The sequence below is a fragment of the Deltaproteobacteria bacterium genome (genome assembly GCA_016874735.1).
GTDB lineage: Bacteria > Bdellovibrionota_B > Oligoflexia > Oligoflexales > CAIYRB01 > CAIYRB01.
In genome coordinates this window covers 1-12,553 of record VGTI01000004.1, presented here as the reverse complement: position 1 = coordinate 12,553, position 12,553 = coordinate 1, and the positions used below count along the sequence as shown (strand labels likewise).

The 12,553-nt window shown below is 50.1% G+C and carries 12 protein-coding genes; 9 read left to right on the top strand and 3 right to left on the bottom strand.

The window, feature by feature from the left end; genetic code table 11:
* Positions 1-94: 94 nt before the first annotated feature.
* Positions 95-352, bottom strand: coding sequence for a 50S ribosomal protein L27 (locus FJ146_03870; protein MBM4251083.1), 258 nt, complete (start codon positions 350-352; stop codon positions 95-97).
* A gap of 26 nt (positions 353-378) precedes the next feature.
* Positions 379-687, bottom strand: coding sequence for a 50S ribosomal protein L21 (gene rplU, locus FJ146_03865; GenBank protein ID MBM4251082.1), 309 nt, complete (start codon positions 685-687; stop codon positions 379-381).
* Positions 688-878: 191 nt separating this feature from the next.
* Between rplU and FJ146_03860 the strand changes: the two genes are divergently transcribed.
* From FJ146_03860 to FJ146_03820, 9 genes are all read left to right on the top strand, one after another.
* Positions 879-3,473: a hypothetical protein gene (locus FJ146_03860; GenBank protein ID MBM4251081.1), complete on the top strand. Its 2,595-nt coding sequence runs from the start codon at positions 879-881 to the stop codon at positions 3,471-3,473.
* A 5-nt stretch (positions 3,474-3,478) separates the two neighbouring features.
* Positions 3,479-4,291, top strand: a complete 813-nt coding sequence (locus tag FJ146_03855) for an alpha/beta hydrolase (GenBank protein MBM4251080.1) — start codon at positions 3,479-3,481, stop codon at positions 4,289-4,291.
* A 168-nt stretch (positions 4,292-4,459) separates the two neighbouring features.
* Positions 4,460-6,727, top strand: a complete 2,268-nt coding sequence (locus FJ146_03850; protein ID MBM4251079.1) for a hypothetical protein — start codon at positions 4,460-4,462, stop codon at positions 6,725-6,727.
* Positions 6,728-6,760: 33 nt separating this feature from the next.
* Positions 6,761-7,888 carry a flagellar hook assembly protein FlgD gene (locus FJ146_03845; protein MBM4251078.1) on the top strand — a complete coding sequence of 376 codons (1,128 nt, stop codon included), beginning with the start codon at positions 6,761-6,763 and terminating at the stop codon, positions 7,886-7,888.
* Positions 7,889-7,894: 6 nt separating this feature from the next.
* On the top strand, positions 7,895-8,515 hold the full coding sequence (locus FJ146_03840) for a hypothetical protein (GenBank protein ID MBM4251077.1): 621 nt from the start codon (positions 7,895-7,897) through the stop codon (positions 8,513-8,515).
* A complete protein-coding gene (locus tag FJ146_03835) occupies positions 8,512-9,024 on the top strand; it encodes a hypothetical protein (GenBank protein MBM4251076.1) in 513 nt (170 codons plus the stop codon). The genes FJ146_03840 and FJ146_03835 overlap by 4 nt, the downstream gene beginning before the upstream one ends.
* 94 nt (positions 9,025-9,118) lie before the next feature.
* Positions 9,119-10,945 (top strand): hypothetical protein, encoded by a 1,827-nt coding sequence (locus FJ146_03830; GenBank protein ID MBM4251075.1) that lies wholly within the window; start codon positions 9,119-9,121, stop codon positions 10,943-10,945.
* Positions 10,946-10,957: 12 nt separating this feature from the next.
* Positions 10,958-11,449, top strand: coding sequence for a hypothetical protein (locus FJ146_03825; protein MBM4251074.1), 492 nt, complete (start codon positions 10,958-10,960; stop codon positions 11,447-11,449).
* A gap of 48 nt (positions 11,450-11,497) precedes the next feature.
* Positions 11,498-12,154: a hypothetical protein gene (locus FJ146_03820; GenBank protein MBM4251073.1), complete on the top strand. Its 657-nt coding sequence runs from the start codon at positions 11,498-11,500 to the stop codon at positions 12,152-12,154.
* Positions 12,155-12,164: 10 nt separating this feature from the next.
* On the opposite strand, the gene FJ146_03815 is transcribed toward FJ146_03820, so the two are convergent.
* Complete coding sequence (locus FJ146_03815) at positions 12,165-12,443, bottom strand: hypothetical protein (protein ID MBM4251072.1); 279 nt, start codon at positions 12,441-12,443, stop codon at positions 12,165-12,167.
* Between the last annotated feature and the right edge of the window lie 110 nt (positions 12,444-12,553).

Below are 12,553 nucleotides of genomic sequence, written 5' to 3'. Positions count from 1 at the left end.
GGGAATTTCTGTCTGCTTATAAAAAGGCCCAGCCATCATGTTCATAAGAAACTCAGGCTAGGCCTATCGTAGCTGTCTCAAAGACCCCAGCCCATTAGGCGTGGGGATGCACACTTACGCGCTTACGGTTACCGGCGATGGTCTCGTACTTAACGGTGCCATCAACCAGTGCGAAGAGCGTGAAGTCACGGCCGACACCTACGTTAACGCCGTGCTTGAAAGTAGCGCCTACTTGGCGCACTAACACGCTACCTGCGGTAACACTTTGGCCACCGTAAACCTTGATGCCCCGATACTGGGGATTGGAATCACGACCGTTCTTTGTACTGCCACCGGCTTTCTTATGTGCCATGGTCTCGCCCTCTTAATTCGTCCCGCTTAAGCGTGAATAGCTTTGATCTCGAGCACGGTGATCGGCTGCCGATGACCATGCGTACGCTTGTAATTCTTACGGCGCTTGTATTTGAACACAGTAACCTTTTCGCCCTTGCCTTGGCTCTTGATGGTTGCTTCTACCGAAGCGCCAGCCACTGTGGGAGAGCCGACTTTAACAGTCTCACCACCGACCATCAGGACTTGGTCAAATTTATAGTTGTCGCCAGGGTTACCAGGGACCCGGTCGATGGTCAGAGTCTGACCTTGCTCTACTTTAAACTGCCGGGAGCCGGCGACGATCACCGCGTACATAAGGAAACTTCCTCCGAAACTGGATACCCCTCGCGAAGGGTCACATATTTGACTAATCAAGCCGGTTCTGTCAACTGGAATCCCATGACAGTACCGCATTCGAGTACCCAAGCATGGACACCCGCGCAATAGCCGCGGTATAGCAGATAGAAAGTAAGGTTACCTTAACAAAATCTGGGAGCACGGGGTCGATGTCAATTTCATACGGCGTCACGCGGGGTTTCGGCCATCAAGGCAACTGTCATTGCCGACGCGGATTAGGACATTTGGCAGCAGCGGGCGCCTTTGGAGGTGAAGAGGCAAGGCCCCACTATCCGCCTAGCCTGGAGCTCGAACCGATTGCGACAAAGATTTGGGCCACCCTTGATCTCGAGGGGCAACAAGGTATGTTTCGGGTGGTCCATACCGTACTTGGCCGGGTCGACGGCGTTAAGAGCCTGGTGCTTGACGGGGTGGATTTCTTGGATATCGAGGTCCGAGATCTAGCGAACAATCCTCTAAGGTGGACGTACGATCGGTCGAAGATCAGCGTCACCTGGAGCGATGCATTCGTTGTTGGCGAACACCGGATGGTCGAGGTTAAGTACCGGATAGATAAGCCGGCGAGTGGCCTGTTTTTCATGAAGCCGTCCCCCGAGGACCCTCTCAAGCCATACTTTGCGGCTACTGATCATGAGACCGAACTGGCGCGTTATTGGTTGGCCTGTGTGGACCTGCCTAACGTACGGACATCTCTGGAATTCACCATTACAGCGGCGGCGCAGTTCACGATCTTAGCGAACGGCAAGCTCGTAAGCGAAGAAATAGGTGAGCATGGCCAAAAAACGGCGATATGGCGGCTTGAAGAGCGTTGCCCAAGCTACCTAATCTGTTTTGTCGTTGGCGATCTTCTGCGCTTCCAAGATAGAGATTTTCAAGGGATTCCGGTAGCTTATTTTGCGTGCAAAGACTTCACTGCGCGGGATCTTGAACGCACATTTGGCCGCACCGTTGAGATGCTGACATGGATCGCAGGCAAGCTGGGCGTGCCTTTTCCGTTCCCTAAGTATTACCAATTTGCACTACCCGAGTTTGGCGGGGCCATGGAAAACATCTCGCTGGTGAGTTGGAGCGATCAGTTCATGCTGACTGAACGCACAGCCGCCGAGGGTGCTTGGTTAGTTGACCAGGTCAACATCCACGAAATGGCTCACGCCTACTTTGGCGATCTAGTGGTGTGTCGCGATTTTGCCCATGCTTGGCTGAAGGAGTCTTGGGCCACCTACATGGAAACATGCTGGCTTGAGGATAAACGTGGTAGTGACGAGCAATTATACGACCTCTACTGCAGCGCCAGATCTTACTTCACAGAAGCCGACGACCACTACACTAGACCGATTGTGACCCGTCATTTCACCTCGTCATGGCAAATGTATGATCGCCACCTCTATCCTGGGGGGGCCTGTCGGCTGCATACGCTGCGTTGGGAGGTAGGCGACCAAATATTTTGGCGTGCCGTGACGGATTACCTCGAGACCCACCGCGAGCAAGTTGTCGAAACCAGTGACTGGCAGCGCATCCTGGAAAAGCACTCCGGTCGATCATTACAGCAATTATTCGACCAGTGGATTTACCGACCCGGATATCCAGACATCAAAGTCAGCTTCAATTACGACGCTGACAAGAAGTTAGGAACTTTTGACATCACGCAAAAGCAGGTCGAGGCACAAAAGGATACGGCACCGTTTACCCTAACGACGGAGTTAGGCTGGGTTACGAAAGGCGAACTTCACCTGCGTGAAGTGAAAATCACCGCAGCAAGGCATAGTTTTGATGTCCCTATGGCGGAGGAGCCCGAACAGGTCCGCTTTGATCCCAGGGCGAGGATTCTCCATAAGTTGGAATTCGACCCAGGCGAAAAACTACTAAAGAAGCAACTGGTGGCGGCGCATGATGTTGTAGGTCGCATTCATGCGAGTGTGCAGCTGTGTGCATCGGGAAAAAGATCTCACATAGCCGACGTAATCAACGCATACAGTGCCGAGCACTTCTGGGGGGTGCGCAAAGAGATGCTGCGGGCACTTGCGGATACCAATTCGGAAACAGCACTGATGGCGATCATCGATATCATCGGCAGTGAGCGTGACGCTTTAGTGTTGCCAGACGTCTTTGAGGCGGCTTCTTGTTACCGTGATGAGCGTATTCGGGAGGCCGTGATATCGCGTCTGGGTCGCGCTGATTTGGGGCCACAGTCCACTGCTGCGGCTTACGGTACTCTTGCGTCTCAACGTGAGGATGCACCGATGAAAACTCTCGAGATCGCTGCGACGAAAGTTGAACGCACAAACGGTCAAGAACAGGCGGCCGCATTGCGCAGTCTAGGTGCAACCAGATCTTCCGAAAACCTCGAGTTTTTGCTGGAGCACAGCATGAAGGGAAAAGCGCCCTACCGAGCCCGTGCAGGAGCTGTTCAGGGTCTTGGTAAGTTAGCCCCTCACGTCGAAAAGGCTAAGCGCTCGCGCATCGTAGAGCGTCTCAATGAGCTACTGCGTGACAGTGAACTTAATATTCGTCTTGAAGCAGCGAAATCCTTGGGTCTAGCTCGTGCCCAGGAAAGTATTGCCTACCTCGAAGCGCTGCGTGCGACTTTGCCTCTTCAGCAAAAAGTAGCAGTAGATAGAATTCTGGCCGATATTAAAAAGGCGGAAGAGTCTGCTTTAACTCAGACGCAGCGACAAGTGGAGGAACTTCAGGTTAAACTGAGAAAGTTATCTGAGCGAATTCAGTTCCTCGAGGACAAGAGGTAAACGTTGTGGGAATCGTAGCATCTGGCGATGGTTCACTTTATTACGAGGTGCATGGGTCCGGACAGCCGGTTGTGTTGCTGCGTGGCCTCGGACGCACAGTAAAGCACTGGCTCGGATACGAACAACAGTTGGCCAAACATGCTCGCGTGATCACTATTGAGTTGCGCGGGATGGGATTGTCAAATCAACGCTACAGATGGCGGGATGACCTCTTTGCGAATGCTGATGATGTCATTAAGGTTTTAGATCATCTACAAATCGATAAAGCGCATGTGGCAGGGATTTCGCTTGGTGGGATGGTTGCGTTAGCAGCTGGCCTAAAATTTCCCGAGAGAGTCCAGTCCCTGATTGTGATGAACACGAGCATCGCGGGCCAGCGGACCTTGCGCCTTTCGCCTAAGGGTGTTCTGGTTCTTTCGCAAATAGTGCGTTATCGCGATGAGAGGTTTCATGCGGCACTCGTCGATGTCTTGGTGTCTCCTTCCTCAGATCCTGCACATAAATCCGAACTTTCGAAAGCTTATGCAGAAATTGCCGAGATGCATGGATTTGGCGCGGTTACCGTCATAAAGCAGTTGCTTGGGGCGGGGCGATTCTTGGTGAAGAGGCGCCTGAAAAAACTCTCGATCCCAACTCTGGTGGTTTATGGATCCGACGATCAGTTTGTACCCAACATAAACAGCCAAAAATTAGCTAAGTTGCTGCCGATGGCTGAAGTGATTGAGATTGAGGGGGCCGGACACGAAATTCCGGCGGATAAACCCGATGAATTGACCGCAGTCATCAGTGACTGGGTAGGCAAAAACAGCTTGGTCTAAGTCTTTTTTGCCGTATTTAAGGATCTCTCTATTCTATAAGTCCCCAATTTTATTACTATCAGGTCATGGCACAGTTCGTGCTCTGTATCAGCCACCTACCATAGTTTTTTCCTACCACAGTGACGTGTTCTCACCCGTTCTCTCTCCTCTAACCCGGAGTGATCTATCGTGGCCAACGACATCGGCAATCCCTCACTTGCTTTATCAGTCCTTTCAACCTCAGCAGCGGACATCGCGCGTGCCGCTCCGAAAACACCACAAGGAACACCAGCACCAAGGAGAGAGGACAACGGTGGTCGCAGTTTTGCAGAAGAGCTCGCCCGTTCCCCAGTACGTGACACTGGCCGCGATCAACGAGAGGTGAAAAATCCACGCGTATCGAAGGAATCGGGTGAAAAAGAAAAAACTTTAGGTGCAGACCAGCCGAAGAAAATGACGCAGACGGTCAAGAAGGCGGCTGAGGCGACAAAGGACGCGATAGCTGCCGCTCCAGGGGTGGCTTTTATTTCAGGACGCCTAGATGCAATGGATCCAGCTCAGATTCCGACTATAGTGGCGGACACACCGTTTTTAAATCAGGCATTGGTTCAAGACGATATCGGCCAGTTCATGGCTCAACCGACCTCGATACTCAATCTCGTGAGAAATTTAGGCTTGCCCGTTACCCTGATCACTGAGGTACAGAAATTAGGTATCGAACCTGACCAGATGATGGCACCTGCCGATTTTCTTAAAGCGATAGGTGTTGATCCTCAGCAAGTCGCTGCCGAGCTGAATCAATTGAAAGGAAACCTGCTCACAGAGGGCATGCTCCCATATTTGAACCGAGCTCAGGCCTTGACTCCTAAGATGCCAAAAACAACTGATAATGCTCCCATCAAAGCTGTAGCTTCCAAGCTTCCTTTAGAGGCGATGAATTTAGATAACTTGAATCTTACGACGCAATTTTCAAACGAATGGGCACCGACATCAATAGTGGGTCAATTTAATGACTTTAACAAAGATCGCCCCGTTATCGATGAAATGAGTTTTCAAGCCGCCGCGCTTATGAACGCTGCGAATCTTATAGCTGGTCAGCAAGCGCAGACTGCACTGCCAATTCCGATTACGGATCTAAAGGAGCAGGGCACAGGATCAACTCCGATGATTAAAATCGAGGGACCTAAACTAGAAACCGCGGTCATCGCAAATCTTGTTCGTCAGCTTAATGGCCAGGATTTGGCTGAGGACCCTGGCGTGGCTCTTGCTGAAATGCAAATGGCGGCACAGTCGGGTGCTGCGCAGTTAGGAACCCCAAGTCTCAGTGCGGATCGCTTTGCACAAATTAGCGCGGAACCTCGGGATGGGATTGTGCTAGATCAACCATTGGAATTGCCGCGTGATTGGCGTCCAGAAGCCATCGTGAGTGATGCTCCTGCAGCACTGAAGCGAGCCACTTTTGACGCATTTGCCACGATGGGTGATCAGCTGAAGGGTATGGATACGGTCCGCTTCGATGTTGCCAAAATGGCAACGCAGGCGGCCGATAAATCAGCCATTGAAAATGCAATTTTATATGGCATCAAATCCCCGCAGAGTCTCGCGGGTCAGTCGATTGGCAATCTAGGTGCGACACTGTCTCAGTTATCTTTCGCTGACAAACCAAACGGTCCCGATGTGGCCAAAGATCTCTTAGTAACAATCACAGGAAACAAAGATCATTCTATTCCCGCATCGACGATCAAAGATCCCCTGCAGTCAACGATCGGTAATGTCGCTCTACAGAATCGTGGTGATTCTTCAAGTCGTCAGGAAAATGGTTCAAGCAACAATCAATCTCAGAATCAGGCGGGGCAAGAGAATTCGATCGGTGATGTGCAGCCAGCACGTAATCAGTCCCAGCCCTTGCGTACGCAACAGGGCTCATCGGCTTTTACACAACGTACCGAACAAGCTGAAGCTGGTCTGAGTCCCCAGCAGCGAACGCAAATCATGCAGAAAGTCCTCAATCACGCGACCATGATGGTCAAGGAGGGAGGCGGTACCGTGAGGCTTGATTTGGGCTCGTCGGAGCTCGGGTCCCTGCAGATGGCTATAAATATGAATAGAGATCAGGTCGATATGCGCGTGATTACCAGTTCTGACCGTGTCCGCGAAGTAATGATGGCTGAGTTGAATCAGCTTAAAAACGCTTTATCTGTACAAAATGTGCGTTTAGGTAATGTTGAGGTGGGTGTCAGCGGTCGACAATCTGGAGGGTTCGCTGCGTTTGATAGCAATGCGAATCAGGGACGTGGCAGGAGCACTGGTGATCGCGATCGCGGTTCCGATGATCGTGGCATCAAGGGGATTAAAGGGCTGACGCGTCGCCAATTTTCCGGACCGATCCGCATGGACACCGCTGGAGTGGGTGGTTTATTCAATGCCAATGGCGGAAAAATAGCAGTAAGAGCTTGATTAAGTCTGAGTGATCCTTGGGTCACGGGGGGTATGCCAGTTATGAATGGGGCTCTAGAAGCGAGAATTAAACCGTTTGAATCACCGGCGGCACGGGATTTTAGCGACGCCACAGTCAAAGACCCCAACGAGTCGATTGCCGATGGGAGCAGTAAGGACAAAGTAAGCTTCCGTGACTTACTCCTCAACTCGAATGATGAGACAGCTCGCGAACGAGCTGCCCAAAAAAATGGTGATAATCTTCGCGCAGCAAAGAGTGATGAAGAGTTCGCTAAAATGATGCGGGACAAGTCAAATCCACAGAATTTACGTAAGCCGCAAAATGAGCTGGATAAAGACGCCTTTTTGAAACTTTTTGTGACGCAAATGCGCAATCAGGATCCGCTGAACCCAGACGATAGCTCCGAAATGGCCGCTCAATTAGCTCAATTCCACGGCCTCGAGCAGATGATGAATGTAAATAAAAATCTTGAAAAAATGCAGTCCGACGAGGCGGTTGGTCGGGCTGTTAATTTGATCAACTTCGTTGGCAAAGAAGTTAAGTTGAACAATGGTAAATTGCAGATTGAAAATGGGCGGATGGTAACGGATGCGAATTTGAGCCTTGAGCAGGATTCGATCACAACATCTCTTGAGATTCGTGATTCTGCTGGTGCAGTTATAGTTCAAAAGGATTTGGGGCCGATGCAAGCCGGGGACAATAAGCTTGAGTGGGAGGGGCTATCTAAGGATGGTAAGAAACTAAGCAATGGTGCCTATACATTCAACATAGTAGCAGCTGATCGTAATAACCAACCTATTCCGACAAAAATTACAAGTACCCTCCAGGTCACAGGTGTAGACCTCCATGATGTTGGAGGAGCATTTCATACGCCGATCGGTAAAGTGGGTGTGCGTGATGTGGCGTCAGTTGGTACGTCGCAGTCTCACAATGAGCAGGCGCGCAGGTCGGTGGCTAAAAAAGCCGAAACTATCGATGTTGGTAAAAGCAATGAGACCACAAAAGCACCACAACCAATCAGTGATGCTAAGCCTCTAATGGAACTCCCCATGAATCTTGGTGGTAAGGGCAGTCCGGTAGAGAAAAAACCAGCTGATAAGTCTGACGATAAAGTCGCCGAAAAGAACATTACTAAGACGCCGCTGAAAAAAGAGGCATAGAGAACCATGTCAAAGCAATCACCAGTGCTAATTATTTCTGCGGCATTGATATTTAGTTCGTGCACCGCATCACCTGATACCGAGGTTGTGGCCGATCCCGTGTCCGAGCAGCAGGTCGTAGAAAAGATAGTTTTACAGGACGTTAACACCATTCTGGCCACGAAAAATATGGTAGATGCTGAGTGTCCGCCTTCGGATACGGTTTGTCCTATGAATTTTGCACCAGTAATGTGCGCCGCACTTGCGGGCGAAGGAAAGAAGACTGAGGCCAGTGATCGCTTGGTTGTTTGGGCAACGAATAATTGCGCTGGACGACTGAAGCTACATAGAGAGTCTTGCGCGCGGAAGTTTCCACCATCAAAACTCAAAAAATTGCAGTGTTTCCCGGATGCAACCGGTGGGCATTGTCCGATTGCCGCAGGTGAATGCAAGCCGGGAGGTAAGCCAGCAAGTTGTATAGCGGCCACATATGCGGGCCACGGACTAAGTGATGACCTAAAACTAACTGCAGACGCCGCAAATGAGTGCTTAGCCAGATTAGAGTTGCAGATGGTAGCGTGCCGCGAGAATCTTGATCCAACCCAATTAGGGGATATCAGTTGCCGGTATGGGAAAGCGGTCAAATGATTGCTAAATTTCGTCGGCTTTTTTTAACCGTATTGGCCCTTTTTGTTTGTTCTGATGCGTTTGCACTAACGCTTCAAGGCACAGTGCATTTAGTTGGTTCAGCTCTACGCTCGAGAACGTTGCTCGAAACCACAGATCCTCAGCAGGCAACCACGGTGATCTGCCAGTCAGACCTTGAACAAAAAATCCGACATCTAACAGATCTTCAGATTCAGATTGATGGTGAATGGAAGGTGACCACTACGGGACAGGCCGATTGTTTACAGGTCAATACTTTCAGAGTACTGAAGGCTTCAAGTGGGCGTCCCATCATAACGGGTGTACTAACAAGTCGCAGGGGGCAGTTCATCATTACCGACGACGACGGTGCCGAAGTAGTGTTGGCTGAACTACCAAGCGGGGCTAGAGACCTTCTTGGACGGAAGGTGATTTTTGATGTCAAGTCGATAGCCAGCTCTAGCAATGCAGAAGCATTGAAAGTGGTTGTGTCGTTTCGGCCAATGCCCTGAGTAGAGTCTATTTGGGGCTAATCTGCTGATCACGGTAGATTTTAGCTAAGACGCAGGCGACAATAGGAGGCTGATCCAGTAGGAGGCCTGTTTTATGAGTCGACCGGCTAGTCCCATAGCAGTTTATCGATTGGTATTCTCACTCGTAATTTACGCGGGTTTTGGGGCCTGCAAGAAGGATTCCGCCAAGACTGAGGTCGCCCAGGACGTGAATAGTTGTGACTTCGCTACTGCGGGTCAGGGCTGTGTCGTGAAGGCTACAAATGACACTGTAACCATTGATCTATCTAGGGGCGCTATTGGTCAGGAATTTGTGATTGCTCCTTTTATTCTGGGAGATCCAAATACTGTTTCCGGATCGCTAAAATCACGGTCCTTTAACTTTAAGATGAGCGTATCATCCGGTGCTGCACTTAGGTTGCTACCGGATATGGGGCGGGACCCTGATATCGACGTTAGTGATGATTCCCGCATGGGTGTTGTGCGCGATCACGATAAGCGCACGTTAGCCAATCATTTTGACCCCAATAAAGGGTTAAACCAGGAGCCTTGGTTTTGGGCGCTTGCTGAACGACTTGATAAAGAAGCCTCATCCAAGTCTGGATTTGTTGGCGGTGAGAGCGATAGTGAGCTTACGTCGTTTTACGTAAACATGGCAAAACACCGTTCCTCGGGATTCGCACCTGATTTCAATCTCAGTGATGGCAATTGTCCAGTTAACACGATTGCAGTCCCCAAATCTGATGGTATAACGACTGAATCCGTTCCCCTTGTCGGAAACTACAGCGATCCAGATGGTAAGTTCTGTATCGCTTACATTTCAAATCCTGTCACTATCCCCGATAAGAAGGCCATTGAGTCAGCAGCTTCAAAAATTGTCCGCGTATTTTCATCCGCGATTTATGCCGACAACTTCCCGACTAAGGGTAATTACAAATTTCGTCCGATATTTGCGTTTGTGGACGTGAGTGATGAAGATGTGTGGGATCAAAACACTGCATTAAATTTGGCAGGAGTTTTTGTCTCCTACACATCATTAGCGGCGGGTAATCCGATCATTTATGTGGCGGCAGATTTTACCAAGGTGACTTCATTTGGTGAGAGCGCTCAGACTGAGGTGCTCAAGGGGCAGTTCTACTCGGTTATGGCGCATGAGCTTCAGCACGCGATTCTGCACTATTATCGCATGAACGCAGCGGGTACGGCTGTTGTAAACGGAGAATCTGTCTCGATTGACGAGGGGCTAGCCCATTATATGGAGGATCTCTTTGGCTACGGTGCCGACGGGTTTAAATTTTGGGCGCTACCATTTCTCCAAGGGTACACCGATGGTGTAACGCCTTTTTTGGTTGGCAGTAACGACTATGGTGATGGCGTCAGTGCCCCTTTAGCGCGAAGTGCTGCTCACACATTACTTTACTATCTCGCTAGCCAAAAAGGTGGAGTCAGTTTTGATAAAAACGGCGAGCCGAGCGGTGGTGACGGACTTAAGTTTGTTAAGGATGTCGTGAAGAGCAGCACACTAACGGGACCAGCAAATTTAGCGCAGCAGTTCGGCGGTGATTGGGCTATCACGGTCGGCAATTTTTTGGGTTCCCTTGCCCTAGATAATGTCAGCGTAGGTGGCACGGTGGCAAGCAAGTTTACGGTGCAAGCCCCGGTGGAAGCTGTGACTAATCTAGGCGGGAAGACCGGTCAGACATACGGTATGCGCTTTAATAATTACGCCGAATTGACGACACATCAGTCCGGAGATTACGGTAGTCTTAAAAATGATCCGGCAGTCCCGAATCCTATGAGCTACTACATGACCGCCCCACTCCATGTCTCAGTCACAAATCCAGCTGATAAAATTATATTTCAATGTGATTGCGGTGGTGACAGAAAAAATATCGCGGCTTCTGTCGTACGCATTAAGTGAAGGAGATTACCCATGAGGTTTTCGAACTTGCTACCTTTACTTATCACCGTCATTTGTTCACCGGCCGCAATGGCGGATCAGATGCAAGGATTAGTGAGGGTTACGGGTAATCCCCCATTTAAGCAAGTGACTATTACCAAGCCGCGTGAGTTTTCTGGCGTCCCTCTTTGTCCGGGCGATAAGGCGAAGCGCATCATGAATCTTGAGAGTTTGGTTGTGAAGATTTATGGCGGAGAAAAGACGGTAGGCGCAACCAAGTGCTTCGAAATGGGATCGTTTACCGTCCTGAAGACGCCAGCGGGTAATACTGCCGTGGTCGGACAATTGCAGCAAAAGGAGGGCGTTTTTTTTCTCTTAGCTGACGATGGTCGTACTCTGCCGCTGTCTGACGTCCCAGACGGACTTCGGAGCATGATCGGTAAGAAAGTTGTTTTGGATATCAGGCCGCAAAATACTTTAACCGGCGCGAGATACGAAGCAGTTTATTATTTAGAGTTTCCTTAGAAAGTCATTTTTGTCAGCCCTTAATAAATATTTCTTGGAGGTATGGTGATGTTTTGGTCCTCAATGCGTCGTGTAGTCATTGGTTTTGTCATTGCAGCATTTTCGTCTACCGGTCTGGCCGAGGTTCGTACATTGATAGAGTTAAATGGGGATAAACCATCTGCAGGTCTTGCCAGCGCTTGGAAGAAGACCAAGGACGGGGAGTATCAGTTTACTCTTGATACATCTAAGGAAATTGGCAAGGGCAACAAACTTTCCGCGGCAGCCGTCAAAGATTCCCTGGAGACTAAGCTGGGGGCCTCCTTGGGCTTAAAAGTCAAAGAGGAGTCCGCAACATCTGTTTCGGTCACGTACACGGGCGATGAGACAGCTTTTCTGGCAGCTGTAGCAAAGACGAAAATTCGGGCGGCTCAGAACGCACAATTAGCCTTAGAGAGCTCCACCTCCGAGGGGGGTATCCGTGCTAATCCAGGCAATCGTCATCCTAAGGAGGGTGAGGTCAAAGCGACTGTGATCAGCATTCAATCCGGCGTGATAGTGGCCCGGGTTAACGAGTCGAACGTGGCTGAGGTTAAATCAGGGTCGAAGGTCAAAATTAAGGCCGAAGGCGCTACTTTTAAGCCCACTAAGCCAGTGTTTTTTGCTCCGGAGAAGCTTGAGGGAGATGTGTGGGTGCCAAAAGCTGGGAGCGTAAGCGCCCAGTAACTGTCGGTATCTAGTTTAATATGACCTCAAATGCTGCTTCGTGCAGCATTTCTGTTTTTAAAGACGTTGGTTTAAATTCGATTTTTAAATTGAGCTGATCGACCACTTGTCTCATCAACTCAGCCTCTTCGGTCTGTAGATAGGCAAGTAAATCGTCACGAAGTTTAACGGTAAGTGATTTTTGTCCAGTCATCACGGCGCATCGGCGGATTTCACGAATAAGGTCAAAAGTTTCCGTGGATACACTGCGTACATGCCCACGTCCCTGGCAGTGTCCGCATGGAGTCATCAAACGCTACGCCGCTCACATAAATTGACCCATCCATGCTCACGTAAACTGACCCAGGTAGCTTGTGGTTGGGCGTGTCGGCGAGCAGGTCGCTTACTTGGGTGGCTGGA